This is a genomic window from Bacteroides stercorirosoris, from assembly GCF_900142015.1.
Taxonomy (GTDB): Bacteria; Bacteroidota; Bacteroidia; order Bacteroidales; family Bacteroidaceae; genus Bacteroides; species Bacteroides stercorirosoris.
On the sequence record NZ_FQZN01000003.1, the window covers coordinates 146,072 to 170,490 of the forward strand.

15 protein-coding genes and 1 pseudogene are annotated in these 24,419 nt (G+C 46.7%); 6 read left to right on the plus strand and 10 right to left on the minus strand.

Features of this window, described 5'->3' with window-relative positions; genetic code table 11:
- Position 1 precedes the first annotated feature (1 nt).
- The 7 genes and pseudogenes from BUC01_RS03625 to BUC01_RS03655 form a co-directional block, all read right to left on the minus strand.
- Positions 2-1,255, minus strand: coding sequence for a DUF4959 domain-containing protein (locus BUC01_RS03625; RefSeq protein WP_025832799.1), 1,254 nt, complete (start codon positions 1,253-1,255; stop codon positions 2-4).
- Between the two features lie 44 nt (positions 1,256-1,299).
- Positions 1,300-1,815: a sigma-70 family RNA polymerase sigma factor gene (locus BUC01_RS03630; protein ID WP_025832800.1), complete on the minus strand. Its 516-nt coding sequence runs from the start codon at positions 1,813-1,815 to the stop codon at positions 1,300-1,302.
- A gap of 219 nt (positions 1,816-2,034) precedes the next feature.
- Entirely contained in the window at positions 2,035-4,845 is a 2,811-nt protein-coding gene (locus BUC01_RS03635; RefSeq protein WP_073312743.1) for a two-component regulator propeller domain-containing protein, read from the minus strand.
- A 167-nt stretch (positions 4,846-5,012) separates the two neighbouring features.
- A complete protein-coding gene (locus tag BUC01_RS03640; RefSeq protein ID WP_025832803.1) occupies positions 5,013-6,410 on the minus strand; it encodes an alginate lyase family protein in 1,398 nt (465 codons plus the stop codon).
- 9 nt (positions 6,411-6,419) lie between these two features.
- A pseudogene (locus tag BUC01_RS03645) lies at positions 6,420-6,926 on the minus strand (DUF4979 domain-containing protein); the annotation flags it as partial.
- A gap of 218 nt (positions 6,927-7,144) precedes the next feature.
- Positions 7,145-9,949 carry a ligand-binding sensor domain-containing protein gene (locus BUC01_RS03650; RefSeq protein WP_073312744.1) on the minus strand — a complete coding sequence of 935 codons (2,805 nt, stop codon included), beginning with the start codon at positions 9,947-9,949 and terminating at the stop codon, positions 7,145-7,147.
- Positions 9,950-10,260: 311 nt separating this feature from the next.
- Complete coding sequence (locus BUC01_RS03655) at positions 10,261-13,008, minus strand: endo-acting ulvan lysase-like protein (protein WP_025832807.1); 2,748 nt, start codon at positions 13,006-13,008, stop codon at positions 10,261-10,263.
- A 162-nt stretch (positions 13,009-13,170) separates the two neighbouring features.
- Here BUC01_RS03655 and nrfH point away from each other — a divergent pair, with 162 nt between their 5' ends.
- The 5 genes from nrfH to BUC01_RS03680 are packed head-to-tail and all read left to right on the plus strand — an operon-like array spanning position 13,171 to position 18,603.
- Entirely contained in the window at positions 13,171-13,761 is a 591-nt protein-coding gene (gene nrfH, locus BUC01_RS03660; RefSeq protein WP_025832808.1) for a cytochrome c nitrite reductase small subunit, read from the plus strand.
- Positions 13,762-13,788: 27 nt separating this feature from the next.
- Positions 13,789-15,270: an ammonia-forming cytochrome c nitrite reductase gene (gene nrfA / locus BUC01_RS03665; RefSeq protein WP_025832809.1), complete on the plus strand. Its 1,482-nt coding sequence runs from the start codon at positions 13,789-13,791 to the stop codon at positions 15,268-15,270.
- Positions 15,271-15,281: 11 nt separating this feature from the next.
- Entirely contained in the window at positions 15,282-16,514 is a 1,233-nt protein-coding gene (locus BUC01_RS03670; protein WP_025832810.1) for a cytochrome c biogenesis ResB family protein, read from the plus strand.
- The gene (ccsA, locus tag BUC01_RS03675; protein ID WP_025832811.1) at positions 16,511-17,302 is read left to right on the plus strand and encodes a cytochrome c biogenesis protein CcsA; all 792 of its coding nucleotides are present in this window, start codon (positions 16,511-16,513) and stop codon (positions 17,300-17,302) included. Before BUC01_RS03670 ends, ccsA begins: the two co-directional genes overlap by 4 nt.
- 8 nt (positions 17,303-17,310) lie before the next feature.
- Complete coding sequence (locus BUC01_RS03680) at positions 17,311-18,603, plus strand: alginate export family protein (protein ID WP_025832812.1); 1,293 nt, start codon at positions 17,311-17,313, stop codon at positions 18,601-18,603.
- A 35-nt stretch (positions 18,604-18,638) separates the two neighbouring features.
- Here the strand turns inward: BUC01_RS03680 and BUC01_RS03685 are convergent, their stop codons facing one another.
- The gene (locus BUC01_RS03685) at positions 18,639-19,328 is read right to left on the minus strand and encodes a Crp/Fnr family transcriptional regulator (RefSeq protein WP_025832813.1); all 690 of its coding nucleotides are present in this window, start codon (positions 19,326-19,328) and stop codon (positions 18,639-18,641) included.
- Between the two features lie 79 nt (positions 19,329-19,407).
- Positions 19,408-20,046 (minus strand): Crp/Fnr family transcriptional regulator, encoded by a 639-nt coding sequence (locus BUC01_RS03690; protein WP_025832814.1) that lies wholly within the window; start codon positions 20,044-20,046, stop codon positions 19,408-19,410.
- A gap of 196 nt (positions 20,047-20,242) precedes the next feature.
- Here BUC01_RS03690 and hcp point away from each other — a divergent pair, with 196 nt between their 5' ends.
- Positions 20,243-21,895, plus strand: a complete 1,653-nt coding sequence (gene hcp / locus BUC01_RS03695; protein WP_025832815.1) for a hydroxylamine reductase — start codon at positions 20,243-20,245, stop codon at positions 21,893-21,895.
- Between the two features lie 315 nt (positions 21,896-22,210).
- Here the strand turns inward: hcp and BUC01_RS03700 are convergent, their stop codons facing one another.
- Positions 22,211-24,163, minus strand: a complete 1,953-nt coding sequence (locus tag BUC01_RS03700; protein WP_025832816.1) for a fimbrial protein — start codon at positions 24,161-24,163, stop codon at positions 22,211-22,213.
- Positions 24,164-24,419: the final 256 nt, after the last annotated feature.

Sequence of the window (24,419 nt, forward strand, 5' to 3'; positions counted from 1 at the left end):
ATTATTCGGCACCATATACATTCAGGTCTGCAAGCATTGCCTGTGAACCGGTTCCTTTATGTTCTGTTCCGAAATAAATTTTAATATATCTTGCTTTAGGCGTTGTTGGCAAACCGCATGATTGCGGAGTATTTATATTGGGGTCAAAAGCGAATGAACCGTGGTCAACCCAATTCCAGCTATCGGGATTTTTCACATCTGTTGCACCAGCTTCGCTACAAGTGTAAATTTTTTGGCCTTTCTGACCTCTGGCGTCGTTTTGACGGCGTGTCAACTCAATGCTCGCTACGGTAATTTCTTTGCCCATGTCAAGTATGAACCAGTGAGGATAATTGGTTGCAGGAGTCTTCCAGGAAGCATGCCAATAAGTATTCAGGCTGCCATCTATCATAGAAACCACACGCCCGTTTTTTAAACCGTCTTTGTCGCTTTCGCCGATAGCTTCCTGTGAACTGTAACCTATAGTACCCTCACTGGAATCTTCTTTATATTCCGGGAACGACCAGTTGCTACGGTCTATCTTTGCTGCCAGAATAGGAGTCACTTTTAGCTCTTTCGCATCTGATGCGTTTTCATATTCATCTTCAGCACTGGCAAGGATGACACATTCACCACTAAGAAATTCGTTGTTACTGTCAGCAAGCATCACGAGCTTTGGACCCTTCGAATTGCCCGGAGCTTCGAATTTGATGGAGCCTGCTTTGCTTTCATTATTTACTTCATAATATTTCAGTGCTATCAGAACACTATTGTTAAATTTGTTTTCGTAGTTCACTAACACGCCGCCAAGTACAGGTTCAAGGCTGATGGTCTTAACTACTTCCAAAAAGGCCGGGCTGTCAGGCGCTTGCGATACTTCTACAGCACCTTTATTATTACCTCTTACAGAACATGCAAACAATGAAAAAGACTTGGGCTGGGTGTCTGCAAATCCTTTGATAGTGGCTGTAGCAACACGGCTCTCATTTGCTCTGTCTTTAGAAACCATAGTATACGACTTTTCCCCTTTTGAATTTGTATACTCTATTTTAGTATACATGAAACTGGAATTTTCCGGGTTGGTCCATGTAAGGTAAACTTCACCCGGACCGGCGGCTGTAGTCACGTTGGTGACTTTGTCGGGTGCCTTATCATTAATTGACACTTTCCCTTCTATGTCATCTCCACATGAACTGGAAATGACAGATAGAAAAGAAAAAAATACCGTAGAAAGCAAGACTTTCTTCAACGGAGAACTTAACGAATCTTTCTTCATAAATTCTTAATTTAAAATTAACGTTATTATTGTAAATCTAATTATTAGATGCACTGTTTGATGTAATTACGTATTTCCTTACGGCTTGTAAAAAGATGGTTTTCGACCGTGCGGAGAGATATGCTGAGCGCTGTGGAAATCTCAGCGATGGATTTATTCTCAAAGCGATTCATAGTGTAGACCTTCTTACGTTGGTCGGAGAGCGTAGAAAGCTTGTGTTTCTCTAAGAGCGAAAGCTCTTTTGCTATAATCAGGCTTTCTGTCTCGTTTGTATAGGTTATGGTATGGTCATATATATAAGAGGTGATTTCCTGCTTTTTATAATAACGACGCAGGTAATCATTCAACAGATTACGGGCGATGGTGAAAATGAAGTATTTCACGGTATCGGGGCGAAGCATTTGCTTGTAATCCATCAGACGCAGGAATACATCCTGAGATAAGTCTTTGGCTGTTTCCTGATTATTGATTCTTGTATTAATATAAGCACATACAAATGGGTAGTACTTTTTATAAGAATCGGTAATGAGGCAAGAGGATTTCGGCTTTAAGTCTTCCATGCTTTCGATTTTTGGTTGTACAAATTGCTGTTAATTGCGCTTCTCTTTGTCAAGAAGTTCAATGCAAAAATAGGTAACAACCAGTAGATGAAGAATGAAAAACAGGTGGAAGGTGTATCAAACTTATGAAAGATACAATGTATGTATAATGTTGTTGATTATCAGTGAGATATGGCGGTATCACAAATGAGTGATACCGCTGTCTGAGTGGACGGAAAGCTATTCTTTGTCGAATTGCTGAATATATTCGTTGGGAGTGCTGCCTGTAAACTTTTTGAAAGCGCGGAAAAATGATGCTTTTGATTTGAATCCGCATTTTTCAGCCAGTGTTACCAGGGTGTACTTCTTGTGTTTGCCTTCGCTGACCGACTGCTTGAAACGTTCCACACGGTAACTGTTGACAAAGTCATAGTAGCCCATTTTAAGGTAATGGGTGAAAATGGCGGAAAGAAGATAGGTGGGGTAGCCGATGGCGACTGCAACTTCAGACTGTTTCAAGTCTACATTCAGGTAGGCTTGCTGCTCCTGCATATACTTCTTTAATGCATCAATCACTTCGGCCGCTTCTTTTTCGCTCAGTTTGACGTAGCTTTCTACCGGTTGGTCGGCAACTTTTATATCCGGCATAGCGCCCGGTAGAACATTTTTCGGCTGAGGAATCTTCGGCTGTTTATCATCGGAAAGCAGAGGAGTAGTATGGGAAGATACCGACGCTATCACCTTCTTTTTCTGGAAGACAAATAAGGAGATAGCTATTACGATGATGAGTGTAATACCGATATAATATACCCATGAACGATTGGACCCGATTGTAAATGAAACCCGGGCCATGGAGTCGGAGTTCAGGAACTTTCGGACCTGAAAAGTGTATTTCCCTGACGGCAAGTCGAAGTAGGATACCTTGTCGTCGTTGGATAACACAATCCATGTGGAGTCTTTACCTTGTAGCATGTACTCATACTTGATGAGTTCCTGTTTTTCATATCCCAGGGAGGCGAACCGGAAAGTTACGGTATTCTCGTTCGCCTTCAGATAAAGGATGGAGTCGGCTTTCAACTTATAGTCGTCGGCATAAGGTTTGCCGTTGATGCACATTTCTGTGATTTGCACAGGTGAAGGGGGGAAGTCCGCTTGAGGATTTACCGTGAACAGTCCTTTCATGCCACATACCCACAACATGCCGTCTTTGTCTTTTAAAATCGGTGGTCCGGCATTGGTATTTATGCCATTGATAGAGGGAAAGAAAGTATAGCTTTTCAGTTCTTCGTCAATCCGCAGCAGTCCATCCCATTGTCCCAACCAGTAGAATCCCTGATCGTCTTGTGTGAGGTTGGGGCAAATGGGCGAGAGGTAATGAAAGTGATTTAATGTTTTGTTGGCTACCAGCAGGCGGTTGTTAAGCTGGCAAAAGAAAAGCGTCCCGTCTCTTCCTTCATAAATATAGCGGATTGCTTCTTTGCGATAGACTTCAGGCAATATGCTTTGGTCACACTTTCCTGTTTGTCGGTCGAATATGGCCAACCCCTTATCTGTGCCCACCCAGAAGCGCTTAGCTGAATCTATATAGATGCCATATACGATATTGCCTGGCATGCCGCTGTTGGAGGCATTGTATTCCTGCACCATCTGAGTCTGCTTGTCATACGAATAGAGCCCGTCAGAGGTAGACAACCATAATTTTCCGTTTTCATCTTCCAGGAACATGAAGATATCGTTCGATATGCATGCGCGTGTCAGAGGAGTTTCTTTGAACGTACCGGTTTGGGGACTGAAAGCGGACAGACCACCTCCGCAAGTTCCGACTAATAGGCCTCCTTCGTATTCGTGGAAAGAAAATATCAGGTTGGAGCGCAACAATCCGCTTTTGTCTTTGCGCACATTGACGTAGTGCATCTTGCCGCTTTCTTTGTGAAGGTAGTAGAACCCTTCGCGTGTGCCGATGAAGTCATACTCCCGGGTAGGCAGGCAACTGCGTATCGCAATGCTTTTAGTCTTAAAAATTCCCTTGTCGTAGTGTTGGAAAGATTCGTTTTTCTTTCTCAAAATATTCATCCCAAGATAATAGCCGGTTCCGCACCACACGTCGCCTTGAGAGATTAAGATAGAGGAAATGACATTTGACAAAAGGTCTTGTCCGCTTTCTGTGCCGCAAGTGGCGGAATAAACGGTTTTCCCTTCAGGCAATGACAGCAAATAAATTCCCTGTCCGTTGGTGGCAACTCCCAGTATTCCTTTTTCGTAAGCAAGTCTTGATATGGGGATTTTTACCTCATTCCAATAAGGAGTAAAGCGTTGTTGAAGTAAGTCGAAGGTTATGATGCCCCCTTTTTCTGTACCGATATATAGCATTTCGTCTACTCTCACAAGGCATTTCAACTGTCCACATGAAGGCAGGGTGCATTTATACTGTTTGAGCGCTCCGGACTTGGCATCGCAGATCACCACTCCGTTGGAGGTCAGTAGCCAGACAGAATTGTGGTTCCGTACGGCAATATCCAGAATACGGTTGTTGGCGGAAAGCATGTTTTTCTCGTCAATGATGATGTGGCGGAGCTGTTTTCCGTCGTAGATATAGAGGCCGTTTACTGTTCCTATATAAAGTCTGTTTTCTTCATCTTTCTCCAATGACTGGACGGAGAAATTTATTTCTTCGGTAAAGACCCGTTCCAATGTATGTTTTTCGTGGTTCATGCGGAAAAGTCCCTGGATGTTACCTGCCCAAAAATCGTGCTTGCGGTTTTCTATCAGTGCATTGACCAGAAAGGGAGAGGGCGTGTTGCTTTCTTGAAGCCCCGCGAAGTGATAGATTGAGGTGTACTTCCCGTTTATCCGTTCCACACTGCCGCCTGTACCAATCCATATGAACCCGTCTGAATCTTTATAAATACAATTGACACGGTTGTCTTCAAATTTGCAGTTTGTTTCTTCGTTTCCTATAGAGTAAATAATATAATCGCTACTGGAAGCAAAGATATTGAATACCCTTATAAAAAGTATTACGAGAACTAATATGTGTTTTCCTAAAGACATAAGCGTTTTCTTTCTTTGTACTATGCAAATTTAGGAAAAAATGTCGTCTTTTAGTATTACTTGAATGAAAATATATAATGAGATTCTATAAGAAATAGAGAAGTTGTATTTTTATTCTCCTATCTTATGGAATCTCATTAACACAATTTGATGGTCAAGCCCTTTTTTTATTCACGATACATCATCAGCGTTCCCCAACCCAGTTGGTCGAAAGCACCGCTGTTGGTACCATAACGGCTATTGCCATCCACACCACCCTCGGGGCGCATTTTCTTGGCTGCTTGTTCTGCATATTTATAACCACTGCCCAGCTTTTTTATTTTCGAGTAGTGGTTGTAAAAAATCTCCCATCCCGGACGAAGTTTGCCGCGACCGTTGTCATTAGCAACAGACGTATGGGTAGCGCCATGCGTTTTGTTACTGCAACTGCAATCTATGCAATATTTATATTCGTTGAATGGCATTTTCTCTGGAGTAACCAACCAGTCACCACTGGAATTAAGTTGGTCGGATCCGTCACGAAGGTTAAAGAGAGCAGTATATTCGCCCATCTTCATAACTTCGTTGCCATTGGCTGCAAAGAAGTCAAGTTCGGGAACGGATGGGTTGACCTGATATAGCGTGTAGGCCATCTGGCACAGGTTGGCAGTAACAGCAACAGACATCATGGCGTGTCCCTGGTCGCGTCCGCTTTCCTGGTTCTGGCTGATTTCTTCACCTGTTCCTAATGGGTCGGAGAAGGTGCCTTGCACTAACTTTTTGATACAACCATTCCCCACACCATCGTAGAAGTAGTTTACTACAAAATTGACCATGTCGTTATTTTCAGTCAGAATTCCGATGGACAGGTAGGAGCACATGTTCACGAGATCCCAGTTCGACCAGTAGTGATCGTCGCATTGGTTGGCATGTTTGTCCATGAACTCTTTATTCTTTTTTGCAAAGACTTCTGTTATCCATTCTTTGAATAGGGCCAAATCTTTAGCTGCCCATCCTTCATAAGTTTGCATAATTTCGGCAGCGTTAGCGAATGTATAGCCTTGGGCTCCGGCAGCTAGCATTTGGTTGGCATCATTGGATTTGATACCTTTACAGTTTTTGGCCCATTCGTTCATAACCTTGATAGAGTTGTCAGCATACTTGATGTCACCGGTTAGTTTCCATAGTAATGCCATTTGATAAGCTGCGGCGGCATCGTTCATTGCTTCCTGATATTTTTCTTTGCCATCAGGAGTGATGCCTGTTCCGTCGCCACGCACAATGTACTCCAAAGGAGTGGGAGTGTAGGGGATGGCAGTGTACCTGCTGTTCTTTAGTAATGTAAATTCATCTTTTACTGCCTGCGGGGCATTCCCATTGTTCAGGCTTGCTTTTACCCGGTCGAAATCGGCCTGGTTGAACATAGCACAAGGATGAGTATAGGTATATTGTGCCGCTACCGGAGTATAGATTTCTTCTTCGTCGGGCAATGTTAAGTCTACCTCTCCGAATTTATTTTCACGACAGGAAGTCTGCACTGCCAGAAGCAGTGCAAGACTTGTTATGGTTAATATTCTACTTTTCATATTCATTTTTTATTTGATAACTTCATAAGTTAATCCTTCTGCTGTAATATACTTTTGTAAATCTCCGAGATTCTTGAATGTTTGTATCCAATATACATCATAAGTAACTTGTTCGGTCAGGGTGCCAATATCAGCATACTTGAACTGGATAGTGGCGAATGTTGCTACTGAAGTCGTTGGTAAAATACCGCCATTAGCCCATTTTTGTTCTGTAAGGCTATATATGAAAACATGACTGCCGTCACTGCATTTATAATCGTGCAGCCATTTGTTATTGTTGCCATCCAGACCACCGCTGAAGGTAGTACCATCGCAGGAACCGGAGGCGTCGAGGGTAATGTTGCGTGCAGTTACTCCCGGGTGCAGGTCTTTCACATCCTGCATACGGATAGCGAAGATAGGATAATTGCCGGCATGTAACCAGGTATTCGGATTCCAGCATTTGAAGTCACCGCGTTGTTTGGTGTCATTTTGTTTGTAAGTGGTGACAGTTACTTTATCATAGCTCCAGACGTGTGATGAAGATGTGCCATTGCCCGATTGACTGGCATTATATTCTTATTTTTCTGGGCATGAGTTCCATTTGCGGAATCTCATGTTGCTTCTCCATTATCAAGCTTTTGATGACTCTTTTTTCCATGATTCCTTAGTTTACTGCAATAAAAATAGCAATTATCTTTCAATATATTGAAAGATAATTGCTAAAAAACATTCAATGTACTTTAATTAGTGACTTATTCGTTATTCTTTCCGATGCTCCGGATATACTCATTGGGAGTGATGCCCGTAGCTTTCTTGAAATACCGGAAGAAGGAGGCGCGTGAACTGAAGCCGCATAATTCGGCAAGGGCACTCAGAGTATATTTGGAATACTCGTCTTCATTGATGAGGCGCTTGAATTCTTCAATACGATAATCGTTGATGTAATCGTAGTAATTCTGGTTCAGGTGTTGATTGAACAGGTAAGACAGGGTGTGAGCCGAGCGGCCGAGCATGGTTGCCAGGTCGGCTATTTTAAGTTCCGGATTGGTGTAAGGCTTCTCGCGGAGCATCAGTGCTTCCAGTTTCTCAGTCAGGTGCTTGCACTCTTCGGAACTGATTTTATTGGTCTTGTATTTGGCTTCCGCGGTTTTCTCCTGCTTCTCGATTTCCTTGGTCTCTTCGCGTACCAGGGCTTGGGGCTGAACGGCTTTTGCCTGTTTCTCTTTCCTCTTCCGTTGGAAATAGACATAGCCCAGGAAAGCGGCGGCTATAGCAATGGCTATGATGCTCCATGTTTCTATCGGGTAGGGGATTTGAACGGCTATGCACGCCATCGAGTCGGGATTTCCTATATGGCGGATTTTGAATACATACTTTCCAGCCGGAAGGTCGTAGTAAGTGATATCCGATTTTCCGGTGAGAATCTGCCATTCGCCGTCTTCTCCTTCCAGTTTGTATTCATACGTCATGTATGCGGGTTCGGTATAAGTGAAGCCCGAGAAATAAAAAGTCAGGTTGTTTTGAGAGGACTCAAGCTCTATTTCCGGCATTCCGTTGTTTCCGGTTACGGGGCGGACGGACTTTTTGCCATTGACATAGATATCAGTGATTACCGGCGGATAATTATAGCTTTTCATCCGGTTGTTTTGTTTGAAGTCCATGCAGATCAATCCTTTTGAATTTCCCATCCAGAGGATGCCTTTTTTGTCCTGTATGGGCGGGCACAGGGTGAAGATGGAACTGGGGATGCCGTCTATAAAGTTGTAAGGGATAAAGGTTTCTTTCTTATCATACCGGTACAGCCCATTGTTGGTGCCTATCCAGAGCCAATGTTCTTCATCTTCCAATATGAACATGCCGTCCTTGCCCTCCAGCAGTGTGTGGGGCTGCAATCTCCTGAAACGGCTCATGGAAAGGTCGGAAATGAACATGCTGCCTTTATCCGGCAAGAAGTAGAGGTCGTGCCCGGAGTCTTCGTATATCACTCTGATTTTCTCTTTATGTATGAAGCCTTCCGGGAAAACATCGGTTTTCAGACTTTCGGATGAAGGGTCCCAGATGCACATGCCGTTTTCGGTACATATCCATCCTTTACGGGTAGAGTCGAAGCATATTTCGTAGACGTTGCCTTCCGGCAGTTTGGAGTTGGAGCTGGTGTAGTGCTTCACTTGCTTTCCGTCCTTATAGCAATATAGCCCCATGGACGTACCTATCCATAGATTATCCTTGCTGTCGGACTTGATGCAGAAGATTTGTCCACGCATGAAGGGCTGTGACTCGTCCGGTTCAAAGTCATGGATGCTCTGGTCGGAAGGATTGAATATATACATGCCGCCGCCGTATGTCCCGATGTAATATTTATCCTGGAACTTATAGATGCAGAATATCATGCTGGAACGCAGTTCGGGCGTCTTGAAATTCTTGAAAATCCCTTTGTCCTCATTGATATAGAATAAACCGTCGCGGGAGCCTATCAGCTTTTCATTTTCCGTAATCGCTATGCTGCGGACGGGCATATCTTTTGAGTCGAAATGAGGCGGATAACTGTAAGTGGAGAAAAGCCCGCTTTGATATAGGCTGTAGTCCAGTCCCAACTGATAGAAGCCTATCCAGATGAGCCCGTCGCGGTCCACCAACAGGGAATATACGGAGTTTGAGCGGATACTTTCATCCTGCCCCGGTTCGTGGCGGAAAGAGCGTATAGGCTTCATCTTCCGGGTGGAGACGAAATGTACTCCGTTTCCGTCGGTGCCTATATACAAAACATCTTCTCCGTCGCTGGACAGGGAAGATATGACATTGCACCCTACGTCGATGAAGTGACTGAATTGGTGAGTCCGGGTATTGAAACAGATGATGCCTTGCCCCATGGTGCCCAGGTAGAGCATGGTGCCGATGCGGGTGACATTGTTGTAGGAACAGATATGCTTGTCTTCTACAATGTAGTGATAAGGGGTGATTTTCCTGTCGGTCAGCGACAGGGCATAGAGTCCGCCGTTGGTGGCCATCCACAAGGTGTTGGCTTCGCCGAGACTCAGGCCTGTGACGATGTTGGATGCGGAAAGGACATTAGGGTCTATCAGTATTTGTTCCAGATTTCCGTTCTCGTAGATGAAGAGGCCCGCTTCGCTGCCGATGTAGAGGGCACCTCGGCTGTCGGGCAACAGGCTGCGGACGCCATATCGCAAAGTTTCTGCGGCAATGGGTTCCAGTATGTCTTTTTCATTGTTCACTCGCCAGAGACCCATGCCGTTGCCCATCCATATCTGATTTCCTGCGGTTTCAGCTATGGCATTCACCCGCTTTATTTTTTCGTTGGCTCCGGTGATGAGGAAATGTTTCAGGTAAGTGCCGTCAAAACGTTCCAGGGAATTTCCGGTGCCTATCCAAACGTAACCGATGGAATCCTTATACAATGCGTTGACCACCAGGTCGGACAGCCCTTCGGTGACGGATAATCCCCGGAAAACATAGGAGTGGGAATAGCCCGGCAAGAAGCCAAACAGCAAGAATAACAGGAGGATATATCTTAAAATGTTTTTCACTGTATGGGACATTTGTTTTTATATATTCGTTTCAGCACAGCAAATATACGCAAAAAAGAATAAAAAGCATTGGGGTTGATGGAAATGATGATTTGACGACTATTTTTCAGCATTGTATAAAGTTGTTTACAAGGGAGGTTTCCTTGAGAAACAGCCGTTACTTTAACCCTATTCAGTCGTTACCTCATTCCCATTCAGTCATTACTTCATCCCTATTCAGTCGTTACCTTATTATGGGTCATTTTACGTTATTGATAATCAGATAGTTGTAAAATGACCCGTGGTGTTGATTTATCTCAACAAAACGACTGGAAATGTATTGCCTATTTCAACTTTGTTGCTTCTGAAACAGCTTTCAGCCTATATGTTTTCTTGTTTAGGCTGACGGTGCAGTCGGCAGATGCTGTATAGTGCCAGGTTCCGTTTTTATATTCCAGCAGTACATTGGCAGGAGTGGCCGACTTGATGATTATGTTAGGAGTACTCAACAAGGTACCGTTGCCCAAGAACAGCGTGCAGTCATTTCCTTGTTTGTTGCCCCATAACGCATAAGTGGCTTGTGCACTCATATTTCCGCTGGTGCATGTTTCTTCCGGGCGGTCGGAAGAAAGGATATAGTCGGTGCGTCCGTCTTTTTGTCTGACGCATACGCTGACGGCACTATTCTTATTTTTGCTGTTTACTTCGGGGAAGCTGACTTCGGAAATGCAGCCGGGTTCTTTCTGTGACGAGGGTTCGTAGACGGCTACGAACGGACGGTTCCAGGCTTCTCCTTTCTGTCGGGCTACGAAGGTCAGCGTAGGTTGCTCTTTTATGTTATAAGGCATACCCGGAGTGCGGCTCAAGCCTTCCGTCATGGGCGACAGGGCGGTGAAGACTTCCCGTTCGGCCTCTCCCTTCATCCAGAGATTCATGGAGATGTCATCGTTGTCGGGCATGTCGATGGTGAATGTGGCTTTGATGTCTTTATCGGTGGCGGCCGATTTCTTATCATATATATAAGAATAGGCATACAGGTGGGCACCGGCAAAGGCTAACTCTTCCGTGGGTTGCAGGTTTAGGTCCGAGCCGTCGGCGGCGGTCAGGGTTAATGTCTGTCCCAGGTTATGGTAGAAGTAATCGTGCATCTTGTCACCGCCCTGCTCTTTGCGGCTACGGAAGATGTCTACGTAATAACCGGTTTCGGGGCCGGTGGTGACGATACCCATCAGGCGGGTCTGGTCGGCGCGGCTTTCGGGTTCGCGGAAGTAGACATCACTGTAAGTGACGGGTGTGAATGCGCTGCCCGGTTCGGCGGGGGCGGGGAAGCTGGATTTCAGGTCGAAAGAGTGATTGCTCTTCATGACCGGATAACTGGAAATGCCGTCCACGCATACGGTGTTATGGCTGGGGAACTGGGAATAATATTCCAGATAATCCAGTCCGCTGTAACCGTAGAGGCCGATGCCTGCATCGGGGCCGAGAACATAGCCTTTTCCGTACAATTCCATGGATATGCCGTTGGCGTGCATGTGGTTGCCTTCGCTTGCATTCAGAGAAATCATCAGGCTGTGGCGCGGATGCATACCGTTGCGCTGCATCAGCCAGGAGACGTTGGGGGCATAGAAGAGGGGAGAAACGTAATCTTCTATCTTTCCGGCTTCTATGGCGGGGGTCAGCTCCAGCGGTTTGTCGTCAAAGAAGGAGTTGACGGAGACGCGTACATCCTTTTTCATCCCTGTCTCTTGTCCGGCATTGGGGTTGAAGCATTTCAGCATGGCGGTGAAGTAGTCTTCCTGCTCCTTCTTACCATTATGTTGCGCATTCTGTATCAGGCGGGAGATGGGGGCGGTGTTCAGATAACCCGGGTGGGTGTCACCGAAGCCACATAACATCCGGTTGGGGAAGAGATACTGCGGGGTGGCGGACACGGCTTTGGAAATGACGGGCAATGCCTTTACTAAATCAAAGTTCAGATTGCGGTCGAAGAGGGTGGCGAAGCTGGTGTAATCGTTCAGAACGACGTTGCAGTATCCGGGACATTCCGCCCAGATGCCGGTCTGAGGGTCGAAGCCATAATCGGCTAATTTAGTCAGACTCCATTGGCGGATACTGGAACGGTTGAGCACATAGTCGATGTAATATTCACGCCCTTTACCATCGGCATATTGCTTATTGTTTTCCAGTATCATGCCAATATTCATGACATAGCGAGCCTGCATCAGGTTCCAGTTGTTGTGAGGAACACCGTTGGCAATGATATTGTCCGCCCATTTCTTGAAAGCTTCTGCGTATATATCCATTTTGTCAGTATGCCGGGCATTCAGGTAGTCATACAGGAAATCGTAAAGGGGAACGATATCATAAAGAATATCTTCGTGAATAACCTCAAAAGAACTCATTCCTACCAGCGTTTGCTGATGGCCGTGGTTGAGGTCGATGGGAACATTCCGGTAATAGATGCCGGTCATATAGGTATCGAATACTCCGGCGGCGAGTTTTGCATATCTTTCTTCTCCGGTCAGCCAATAGAGAAAGGCGGCGTCACGGGCGATACCCATGATTTCACGGTTCAGGCTCTCTATGTTCCGTCCGGTCTTGGAGGGGTGTACGCTTTCCATCGGACGTCCGGGCAAGGCGTTGTTGCAGAAGGTGACGTTGCCGTCGGTGTCATCGTAGGGTACGACGTCTTCCAGTCGCGGGCGTCCGTGGGTGGCGAAGGTGCCGCGCGTACCTGTATATCTTACGGTGGGTGCCGGGGCTTTTTCACCTCCGGCATGGTCGAAGGTTTCACCTTTTATATATACGTCCGTGGCATGCGATTGCCAATACATGGCAAGGCGGGAGAGCAACCAATCCGGTTGGGCGTCTGTCAGGTTGGCGTAGATGTCCGTTCGTCTTTTCAACTTTTCAAATACATCTTTTGCCCAGGCTTCCGTCTTTATCAGATGGAGGGTTTCGCTTTTGCCGTTGGCATCCGTCAGATAGCGCGGGTGGCTGTCCGGTAACTGTTGTTGAAAGGTGATATGGCCTTTCTGCGCCTGCAATATTCCTGAAATGAAAAGGCATATCAATAAACTTACTACTCTCATATTCTATAATTACATTAAGTGTTTATTGAAGATATACGGATGAGACTTAACTTTTACTCAATGGAACTATGTAAAGATAGCGCAAGACACTAATAAAATAGTAATCTTTATTACACTTTTTATAAAATAAAGCCGCTACTTTTGTGAAAAATACTTTTTCCTATGAAGAAATTGTCATTTATAAACAGGTTTTTACCTTCGTACAAATGGAAAGTGGCTGCAATAATTATCTGCGGTATTGTGGTAGGCGGGGGAGGTTTGTTCATGTATCTGCTGCGGGCGCATACCTATCTGGGGGATGATCCGTCGGCATGCGTGAACTGCCACATCATGGCACCTTATTATGCCACTTGGTTTCACAGCTCGCATAGTCGTGATGCCACTTGTAATGATTGTCATGTTCCTCATGAGAACGCCGTCAAGAAATGGACGTTCAAAGGGATGGACGGTATGAAGCACGTGGCGGCTTTTCTCACCAAGAGCGAGCCGCAGGTTATCAAGGCTCATGCGGCCAGTTCGGAGGTAATCATGAACAACTGCATCCGTTGCCATACGCAACTGAACACGGAGTTCGTGAAGACCGGGAAGATAGACTACATGATGTCTCAGGTGGGAGAGGGCAAGGCTTGCTGGGACTGCCACCGCGATGTGCCGCATGGTGGAAAGAACTCATTGTCGGCTACGCCCAATGCGTTGGTTCCTTATCCCGAGTCGCCCGTGCCGGAGTGGCTGCAAAAGATGCTGAAGAAATAATGAAAATGAAATAAAATCAATATACGTATGGAAAAGAAATTGAAATCATGGCAAGGCTGGCTGCTGTTCGGCGGTTCGATGGTGGTCGTGTTTGTATTAGGATTATGTGTTTCCGCACTGACAGAGCGACGGGCGGAACTGGCAAGCGTGTTCAATAACCGCAAGACCGTCATTACAGGCATCGAAGCCCGTAATGAAGTCTTTAAAGATGATTTCCCCCGTGAATATCAGACCTGGACGGAGACGGCAAAGACTGATTTCCAAAGCGAGTTCAACGGAAACATTGCCGTTGATGTGTTGGAGCAACGTCCCGAAATGGTAGTTTTGTGGGCGGGATATGCTTTCTCTAAAGATTATTCCACTCCCCGCGGACACATGCATGCGATTGAAGACATCACGGCAAGCCTCCGTACGGGTGCGCCTGCCACGGCGGAAGACGGCCCGCAGCCCTCTACTTGTTGGACGTGCAAGAGTCCGGATGTTCCCCGCATGATGGAAGCCGTTGGTGTGGATGCTTTCTATAATAATAAGTGGGGCGCTATGGGTTCTGAAATAGTGAATCCTATCGGATGCGCCGATTGCCATGAACCGGAGAATATGAATCTGCATATCAGCCGTCCGGCTTTGATGGAGGCTTTCGCACGCCAGGGAAGGGACATCACGAAAGCTACTCCGCAGGAAATGCGTTCGCTGGTATGTGCGCAGTGCCATGTGGAATATTACTTCAAGGGGGATGGCAAATATCTGACTTTCCCCTGGGATAAAGGCTTCACAGTGGAAGATATGGAGGCTTATTATGATAATGAAGGTTTCTATGACTATATTCATAAGTTGAGCCGCGCACCGATACTGAAAGCACAGCATCCCGATTATGAAATTGCCCAGATGGGTATTCATGGGCAGAGAGGTGTCTCTTGTGCCGATTGTCACATGCCTTATAAAAGTGAGGGGGGCGTGAAGTTCAGCGACCATCACATACAAAGCCCGTTGGCGATGATTGACCGCACTTGTCAGACTTGCCACCGTGAGAGTGAGGCAACATTGCGTAATAATGTGTACGAGCGTCAGCGTAAGGCTAACGAAATCCGTAATCGCCTGGAGCAGGAACTTGCCAAAGCTCACATCGAGGCTAAGTTTGCCTGGGACAAAGGGGCTACGGACGACCAAATGAAGGATGTACTTGCCCTTATCCGCCAGGCTCAGTGGCGTTGGGATTTTGGTGTGGCTTCTCACGGTGGCTCGTTCCATGCTCCGCAGGAAATCCAGCGTATCCTTTCGCACGGACTGGACAAGGCTATGCAGGCCCGTCTGGCTGTATCGAAAGTACTGGCCAAACACGGCTATACGGATGATGTGCCCATGCCGGACATCTCTACTAAGGACAAGGCACAACGCTATATCGGCCTGGATATGGATGCGGAAAGAGCTGCTAAGGACAAGTTCCTGAAGACCACCGTACCCGCCTGGTTGGAGAAAGCAAAAGCTAACGGTCGTCTGGCTCAGAAATAAGAAAGAGGCATATGTGGAACAGACCGTGGGGATATAAAGAAGGCTGCTTGATTGGCGCAGGTCTGCTTATAACAGGTCTGCTATTGCAGGTGACTATAGGCGAAATAAACTGGAGTTTGTTCGCTTACCCGGTGAACATCATTGTATTGGTGGTGTATCTGGGTGGGATAGTAGCTATGCATTGCCTGCGCAAGCGTGTTTATTTCTTTGGATGGATGAGTCATTATACGGCGGCGGTGTCTTCCCTTCTGTGGGTGGCGGGCATTACGGTGGTGATGGGACTTATTCGCCAAGCACCTTCCGGCCATCCGGCGGATGTGTTAGGCTTCTCGCGGATGCTTTCGGCATGGCCTTTTGTATTGCTCTATATATGGTTGGTGACGGTGTTGGGACTGACTACGCTCCGTGCAGGATTTCCTTTCAGGTGGAAGAAGCTCTCTTTTCTGCTGAATCATGCCGGGCTGTTCATTGCTTTGGTTACGGCCACGTTAGGCAACGCCGATATGCACAGGCTGCGGATGACTACCCGTATAGACAATGCCGAGTGGCGGGCAACCGATGAACACGGCAAGTTGATAGAACTTCCACTCGCCATCGAGTTGAAAGACTTCACGATTGACGAATATCCTCCGAAACTGATGCTGATTGACAACGAAACAGGACGCACATTACCCGAAAAAACACCGGAACATCTGTTGCTGGAAGAAGGCGTGACGGACGGGCAATTGGCTGATTGGTTGATATCCATCCGGCAGACTATTCCGTGGGCAGCCTCCGTTGCTACGGAAGATACATTGAAATTTACCGAATTCCATTCCGTAGGTGCCACGTATGCCGTTTACCTGCAAGCTCTGAACAAGAAGACGAAAGCTGCGAAAGAAGGTTGGGTGAGTTGCGGCAGTTTCATTTTCCCTTATAAGGCATTGCGCCTTGACTCATTGACAAGCCTTATCATGCCGGAGCGTGAGCCGCAACGCTTTGCATCGACAGTGAAAGTCTATACGGAAGACGGCAAGCAAGTGGAAGATACGATTGCAGTGAACCACCCCCTGAATGTGGCGGGATGGAATATTTACCAATTGAGTTATGATGACACGAAGGGACGCTGGAGCGACATCAGTGTTTTCGAGTTGGTTCGCGACCCGTGGTTGCCGGCTGTTTACACAGGTATCGTTATGATGATGCTCGGCGCTGTCTGTCTGTTTATTAACGCACAAAAGAGAAAAGAGGAGGACACTGAATGACGTGGGATTATTTTGTACCGTTTGCCATTGCTGCCCTGCACTTCTGGGGCTTCGGCGCTTTTGCCGCCTGGCGTGGGAGGAAACCGGCGATAGTAGGCGGGCTTACTCTGATAGGACTTGCCATCTTCTTTTGCTTCATTGTGGGTATGTGGAGTTCACTGGAACGCCCGCCTATGCGGACGATGGGGGAGACCCGCCTGTGGTATTCTTTCTTTCTTCCGTTGGCCGGACTTATCACTTATAGTCGCTGGAGGTATAAGTGGATACTTAGTTTCAGTTTTATCCTGTCGCTGGTATTTATCTGTATCAATATCTTCAAACCGGAGATACACAACAAAACCCTGATGCCTGCTTTGCAAAGTCCGTGGTTTACGCCGCACGTCATAGTGTATATGTTTGCTTATGCCATGTTGGGAGCGGCTGCGGTGATGGCCATCTATCTGCTATGGTTCAAGAAGAAACCGATTGAGAGCCGGGAAATGGACTTGTGCGATAACCTGACTTACGTAGGTCTGGCATTTATGACTTTGGGCATGCTTTCGGGCGCTGTGTGGGCTAAGGAGGCTTGGGGACATTACTGGTCGTGGGACCCGAAAGAAACATGGGCGGCTGCCACCTGGTTCTCTTACCTTATATATGTACATTTCCGTCTCGGCAAACCGCTACTGCATCGCAGGGCTTTAATTCTACTTCTGATATCATTTGTATTACTGCAAATGTGCTGGTATGGCATCAACTACCTGCCTTCCGCACAGGGAGCAAGTATTCATACTTATAATTTAAACTGATAATCATTATGAAAACTACTTATTGGGCAATGCTTCTCATGCTTTTGCCAAGCATGGCGTATACGCAAACTACAGAAAAAGAGAATGATTTTTCAATGTCTATCCAAATCAGACCCCGCGCGGAGTATCGTAACGGTGCTTTGGTTCCCCGCAATGAAGGGGAGGAGCCTGCGGGTTTCATCAACAACCGTGCACGCCTCTCTATGGAGTACAAGCGTTCCGACTTGCAGATGAAAATCTCTGCACAGCACGTCGGTGTATGGGGACAAGACCCTCAGATTGACAAGAACGGCCGTTTCATTATGAACGAGGCATGGGCCAAACTGAACTTCGGCAAAGGTTTCTTTGCCCGACTGGGACGTCAAAGCCTTGTTTATGATGACGAGCGTATTTTGGGAGGATTGGACTGGAACATAGCCGGACGCTACCATGATGCATTGAAACTGGGGTATGCCAACCCCAACAATCAACTGCATCTTATTCTTGCCTTCAATCAGAATGATGAGACTAAAATAGGCGGTACCTACTATCAGCAAAACGGCGCGCAGCCCTATAAGAATATGCAGACGTTCTGGTATCATTATTTCTCCAGCTATACTTCTTTCGATGCATCTTTATTGTTCATGAATCTGGGGTTGGAAACCGGTGATGCCGCTACTAAAGAATCTCACACCCGTTATCTGCAAACGATGGGAACTTATATAACCTGCAAGATAAACGTATGGGATGTAATCGGAGCCTTCTATTATCAGACGGGCAAGAACCAAAATGTGCAGAAAGTATCCGCTTTTATGGCAAGCCTGCAAGTGGCTTATGCTTTCGCATCGAGCAGCCTTGAACCTACTTGGACGATAGTGGCAAGCGCCGATTATCTGAGTGGCAACAGCGGTGGTAGCGATAAATATAAAGCCTTCAACCCTCTGTATGGCACGCACCATAAATTCTATGGTGCCATGGATTATTTCTATGCTTCCGACTTTGTATCCGGGTATGCTCCCGGTTTGTTTGACAAGCGTCTGGGCGTTCGTTTCCGTGCTTCCGATAAGGTGGATATGGACTTGAACTATCATCACTTCTCTACAGCGGCAAAATTATCGGGCTTGAAGAAAGCATTAGGTTCGGAAATGGATTACCAGATCAACTGGTCGGTGATGAAAGATGTGAAACTCTCTGCCGGATATTCTATTATGCGCGGAACAGAGACTATGGACGTAGTGAAAGGCGGTAATCACAAAAGCTGGCAAGACTGGGGCTGGGTTTCAGTAAATATCAATCCCCGTGTATTGTTTGTAAAGTGGTAAGATAATATAGAATGAAAGTACGTATAGGAGGTATCTTATACGTACTTTTCTAATAATGCTTCATCCAGAATCCGTACTGTTTTTCCTTCCATTTCTATAATTCTTTCCTTTATCATCTTATTGATTTCCTTCGACAGTGCCGGGCGGGTTACGTTCAGATATTCGGCAAGTGTGGCCTGGTTATGTATAATGTTGACCGTCGTAGTATTCTTTTTCCTGTGTTCCAACAGATAGACTACAAAGCGTTCCCGTACAGTTTTCCGTGAAAGCGTTTTCAGGCGCGTTACTGTACAGACATTGCAATTCCCCGTGATACAAAGGAAATTATGCAATATCTTCGGCTCCTGGCTAATCAACTTAAACATGGACTCTTTGCTGGCGGTAAAGAGAATGCCATCTTCTATTGCCGTGAATGTAGCTGGTAATACTCCGTCAGTACTGAACAGGTGTGGAGTGGCGAATGCCCGTGCGGCTATGATGTATTCTATCATGACCTCATTTCCCAGTCCGTCAATGATATCCACGCGCAGTTTTCCTTCCAGCAATACATATAGCTTTTTGCAGAGTGTGCCTTGGGTGGCGATTATATCTTTCTTGTTGATTTCATACAATGAGATGTCGAGTTTGTCGAGCAATGAGTGCTTGATGTTCAAGGGTAGGTCCCGGAACAGGGGTATCTGGAACAGTAACTCTTGATGCTTATCGGTTAAAGTGATTTTCTTCATTGGGAATTAGATGTTTGGTTGTGCAAATATAAGAATTATATGCAAATGCCGTGCAATGTAAAGGTAAGAATTCTTGAACCTATAGATATTTCTTTGCATTTTTCTCGTCAATCCGCATTTCCTTTCCCTCCATCAGTATGCAACCTTCGTTGGTCAGCTCGGATAAGGCACGTGCCAATGAGGGGCGAGCCACTCCAAGTATGTGTGCAACTTCCTGTTGCGAGGTGAGGATGCCGTGCATTTTTATGTAATTAAGTAAGCGTGATTTCAGACTTTGTAAGGCAAACTCATTCAGCTTTTTGGAGAGGAAGAGGCTGCGGTCGGATATCAGTTTCAGGAAATTTTGCATGACTATCGGATGCTGGTGCATGAATTCCAGGAATGCATCTTTGTTCAGGATAAGTACTTCGGCAGCTTCCAGGGTTTCGATATTTACCGGGAAACGGTTTTCGGATGCAAAAATGAATGCAGGGGCAAGGAGCTTGGGAGCCCGCAAGGTCTCTATGGTCAGTTGCTTTCCTTCGGCACTGACCATCTGTGTGCGGACGGTTCCGTTGCACAGGATGTAGAGTGAGCGGTATATGTCTCCTTGTAAGGCTATGAAATCTCCCGGTTTATAAGATTTAAGTGTATGTTGGTGCGACAGGATGAACCGCAACAGCGCTTCTTCTGTTATGCCTTGAAACAATGGCATCTGCAATAATACATGTGGTTCCATTCTTTTTAAGTTTTTTGTGATTGGGTGTAACATAGGTGACAATTTACCTGCAGTAAACACTCCATCTTTGCACAAAGATAATGCAAATCGAATGCAGAACTTTCATGCTCACATGAAAAAGTTATGCTGAGATGTCGCTTATCTTCTTTGAAGAAGGTGCAAATGTATTTTATAACTAAATAAAAAGAATAAGATGATGGAAGCTAAAATGTTTTGTTATCAATGTCAGGAAACCATGAAAGGAACAGGTTGCATCCTGAAAGGTGTGTGTGGAAAAGAGAGTCATACGGCAAAAGCAATGGATTTGCTGATGTTTGTAGTGCGTGGTGTATCAGTAGTCGCTGATGAACTGAGGAATGCCGGACATGCTGTATCTCCTGAGGTGAATAGTTTCGTTGTAGATTCTTTGTTCTGCACTATTACGAATGCGAATTTCGATGATGAAAGTATTCTCCGCAGGGTTGATAAAGGTATGGAATTGCGCAATCGGTTGATGGAAGAAGCAGGGAATAAGGGCATTTCTCTGCCGGCAATTGACGAACTGCAATGGCAGGGTGGTCGTGAAGAATATGCTTCTAAGGCGGAAACGGTTGGTGTGTTGCGTGAGCCGGACGTAGACCTGCGCTCTCTGAAAGAGTTGATGACTTATGGATTAAAAGGTATGGCTGCTTATCTGGAACATGCTATGCGCCTGGGTTATGATGATGCCTCTATTCACACTTTTATGCAACATGCTTTGGCTGCCAGCGCTGCAAAATCACTCTCAGCAGACGAATGGGTGAAGATGGTGCTACAAACCGGAGAATATGGCGTGAAGACCATGGCTCTGCTGGATAAGGCGAACACCAGTCGTTACGGTAATCCGGAGATTACCAAAGTAAATATCGGGGTAGGAAAGCGTCCGGGCATCCTGATAAGCGGACACGACCTGAAAGACATGGAAGAGTTGCTGAAACAAACCGAAGGCACAGGTGTGGATGTATATACGCATAGCGAAATGCTTCCTGCTCACTATTATCCCGCTTTCAAGAAATACTCTCACTTTGTGGGCAACTATGGAAATGCGTGGTGGAAACAACGTGAAGAGTTCACCACCTTTAATGGCCCTATCCTGTTCACTACGAACTGTATTGTTCCCCCGTTAGCAAATGCTGAATACAAAGAACGTATGTTCACTACAAACTCCACTGGATACCCCGGTTGCAAGTATATTCAGGCAGATGCCGAAGGCAAAAAAGACTTCTCTGAAATTATAGAAATTGCTAAGCAATGCCAGCCGCCTACGGAAATAGAACATGGTGAGATTATCGGTGGATTTGCTCATAATCAGGTGTTGCAACTGGCGGACAAAGTGGTGGATGCTGTGAAGAGCGGAGCTATTCGTAAATTTGTAGTGATGGCAGGGTGTGACGGACGTATGAAGAGTCGTGATTACTATACTGAGTTTGCCAAGGCATTACCCAAAGATACGGTTATTCTGACTGCAGGTTGTGCCAAGTATCGTTACAATAAATTGCCTTTGGGTGACATCAATGGCATTCCGCGTGTGTTGGATGCCGGACAGTGTAACGACAGTTACTCTTTGGCAGTCATCGCAATGAAATTGAAGGAAGTGTTCGAACTGAACGATATTAATGAACTTCCTATTGTATATAACATTGCCTGGTACGAACAAAAGGCGGTCATTGTTTTATTGGCACTGTTAAGCCTGGGTGTGAAGAAGATTCATTTAGGACCTACGTTGCCGGCATTCCTGTCGCCTAATGTAGCGAAGGTGCTGGTAGATACTTTCCAGATAGGCACTATCAGCGATGTGGAGGATGATTTGAAGATATTCCAGTTATCATAAGCATTAAAAAAAACTCCGGCATAGCAATAGTGATGCCGGAGTTTTGGCATAAAATTATACCACGGATCAAATGTAGAAATAGGACGAATTGATTTTAGTAAGTCGAAGCCATATACAGGGTTCCCACTATGTATATGACTTTTTGCAGAATGAAATAAAAACAGGCCGAATGGCATAAGAATATCTTCGATTTCTTTTGTTCCCTAAAACAAGAGTAGGAAGAAAACCCCTTCGTTCTCTTCCTACCCGATTCTTTATTTTCAAAAGTTTTTTCTTATGTAACAAAGACCTTTTTCATTGTTCCTTGTCCTTTCTTTACGGTGCCGCAGCTTCCGTCACATTCACCGTTACCGTCACCTTCTTAGCCGCATCCGAAAGATTCTGGATTTCAAAGGTCGCCGCCCCATCGGCTGGGAATGGTCCTGTCGGGAACCCCTTTGCATTCTGATCCAGAGTAAAGGTGTAGTCCACGGCTTCGGTGGCATGTCCCACCGTCTTGTCCGCTTTCAGCCAGGCGGGCAGACCGGAAATCCGGCTTCCCCCTTTGGCGGTCACGGTCAGTTTCATGGACGAAGTAGTGCCCGCATTCTCCTGTTTCTGCATACTGAGCACTCCGGTTGCCACATCTGGCGCTTCACTTCCTGCCACATAAGAATTAACTCCAGCCGGTTCCGACGGCGTACCTGTCGCCGCTGCAACCGTAGGCACTCCTACTGAGGCTTTCACTACAATCTGGCTCTCCTCACGTCCCGCCTTGCTGCGCAATACAATGATGGCTTTAGGGAACAGATTGCCTGAATATCCGGTGTTCTTTGACACCTTGCAGGTATAGGACGTTGACCCTGCACGGGTCACCACATCCTTCGTGATTTCCGTCTTCAACCACTCGGCACTTCCGCCCGGAGAACTAGTATAGACAATGCTGCATTCCGCTTCCGAATTACTGGTGAAAGGGATGCTGAAATATTCGGTCTCATCCGGGGAGACGGTAGCCGTATTGTTATTCTCAATAGCGGTTGCACCTGCCGGTTCTGCCGCCAGTGTCCCGATAACCAGTTCGTTTTCCGGCTGATACTCGAAATCCCCGCCGTCCGTCCAGTCCGAGACGGTAATGTTGACATCCAGCTTGAACGGGTCGGCATCCGTGATGCGAACCGTGTACCGGTGGTTGGGCTTCACCTCGATGTAACCGCCCGTACCCGCTACCGACTGTTCAAAATCCACCATGTAACTCACCTCCTGCGGCATGTCCGTCATGTTCAGCGCATACTTGCCCTTGATAATCAGATACCCCTTGTCCGCAATCGGGCTGGGATAACTGTAGAAAGCACCTGTCTGCGTGCCTTTATTGGCATCGGCACCGTCAAAGTCACGGTCGGGATAGGTGATGAGCGTCTTAGTAGGGTCTGCATCCTCCACAGGAACCACCGGGAAGAAAGTAACCCCTTTGCGGCCGTGTCCCATCGATACGCCGGTAATGGTGAGATGCGAGAGCTTCTCGTCATTGATGATGTCGAAACGGGAGACGATACGCGACAGCGTCATGTTGATGCGGGTACGTGAACCCATGCTGATGTCCCGCAAGTCGAGCGCGGGGCTATAAGAACCTACCATCGGCAGGGGTGTCAGCAATATGTCGGTGGCTTCGGCAGGGTCCAGCAACGGGGTGGTGAAGGTGAGGAAATCTGTTTCGGTCGGTACACCCGCCTTCGTCACGACGTTGTAATCCGCACCCGGGGAACTTTGTTCCAGCGGGGTGAAAACGGTGTATTCCGCTCCGGCTTTCAGCAGTTTCGGCTGGTTGGCAATGCAGTAGAACTTGGTGAACAGGCCTTTCTTGGGGCGCAGGGTGGCGAGTGCCACGTTGTTGCCTTCCACGGTCAGGATGATTTTGGTCGCGTTGGGGACGGTGGAACCATCTGCGCGGTAGCAGAACCGTTCCTGATAGGTGTACGGGCCTTCCTCCTTGTCCGAGGAGAACACATAGATGTCCAGTGAAGTGATTTCATTCTCTTCGGTGGTGGCGATGGCATCGTCGGCACGGGTGGTGGCGACGCGGGCGTTAGCGGCACGGGTATCGGCGCCCGCCGTCTTTATGTTCAGCTTGTTCTGGAAGCCGAGGATGACTTCGCGGCGTGTGGGGTCACCGGCCAGCGGGTCATCGCCGGGAGTGGTTGCCGGCAGCACTTCCGCTTCGCTGCAACCCGCAAGTGAGAGGGCAAGCAAGCCTATCACCCATGCGGAAAACTGTTTTCTGTTTTTAATCATGATCTTATTGTTATTAATCGGTTATTTACTGATATTTTGCGAGTTATTCATATTGTTGAAAGAGTATCTCAATTCTCCTCCTCCTGGGGAGGAGGAGTACCCGTAGAGGGAGGTGGTAGGTAAAACAACGGAATACCTATGAATCACAAGGCTAAGGAATTCTTTTCCCACCTACCACCCCGCCCTAAAGGGCACCCCTCCTCCAACTGGAGGAGGGGAATTGAGATAGTCCATACAGACAACTCACGGGATTTAT

Coding starts and splice junctions, on each gene's coding strand:
- BUC01_RS03625 (WP_025832799.1), bottom strand. CDS start 1,255: ATGAAGAAAGATTCGTTAAGTTCTCCGTTGAAGAAAGTCTTGCTTTCT.
- BUC01_RS03630 (WP_025832800.1), bottom strand. CDS start 1,815: ATGGAAGACTTAAAGCCGAAATCCTCTTGCCTCATTACCGATTCTTAT.
- BUC01_RS03635 (WP_073312743.1), bottom strand. CDS start 4,845: ATGTCTTTAGGAAAACACATATTAGTTCTCGTAATACTTTTTATAAGG.
- BUC01_RS03640 (WP_025832803.1), bottom strand. CDS start 6,410: ATGAAAAGTAGAATATTAACCATAACAAGTCTTGCACTGCTTCTGGCA.
- BUC01_RS03650 (WP_073312744.1), bottom strand. CDS start 9,949: ATGTCCCATACAGTGAAAAACATTTTAAGATATATCCTCCTGTTATTC.
- BUC01_RS03655 (WP_025832807.1), bottom strand. CDS start 13,008: ATGAGAGTAGTAAGTTTATTGATATGCCTTTTCATTTCAGGAATATTG.
- nrfH (WP_025832808.1), top strand. CDS start 13,171: ATGAAGAAATTGTCATTTATAAACAGGTTTTTACCTTCGTACAAATGG.
- nrfA (WP_025832809.1), top strand. CDS start 13,789: ATGGAAAAGAAATTGAAATCATGGCAAGGCTGGCTGCTGTTCGGCGGT.
- BUC01_RS03670 (WP_025832810.1), top strand. CDS start 15,282: ATGTGGAACAGACCGTGGGGATATAAAGAAGGCTGCTTGATTGGCGCA.
- ccsA (WP_025832811.1), top strand. CDS start 16,511: ATGACGTGGGATTATTTTGTACCGTTTGCCATTGCTGCCCTGCACTTC.
- BUC01_RS03680 (WP_025832812.1), top strand. CDS start 17,311: ATGAAAACTACTTATTGGGCAATGCTTCTCATGCTTTTGCCAAGCATG.
- BUC01_RS03685 (WP_025832813.1), bottom strand. CDS start 19,328: ATGAAGAAAATCACTTTAACCGATAAGCATCAAGAGTTACTGTTCCAG.
- BUC01_RS03690 (WP_025832814.1), bottom strand. CDS start 20,046: ATGGAACCACATGTATTATTGCAGATGCCATTGTTTCAAGGCATAACA.
- hcp (WP_025832815.1), top strand. CDS start 20,243: ATGGAAGCTAAAATGTTTTGTTATCAATGTCAGGAAACCATGAAAGGA.
- BUC01_RS03700 (WP_025832816.1), bottom strand. CDS start 24,163: ATGATTAAAAACAGAAAACAGTTTTCCGCATGGGTGATAGGCTTGCTT.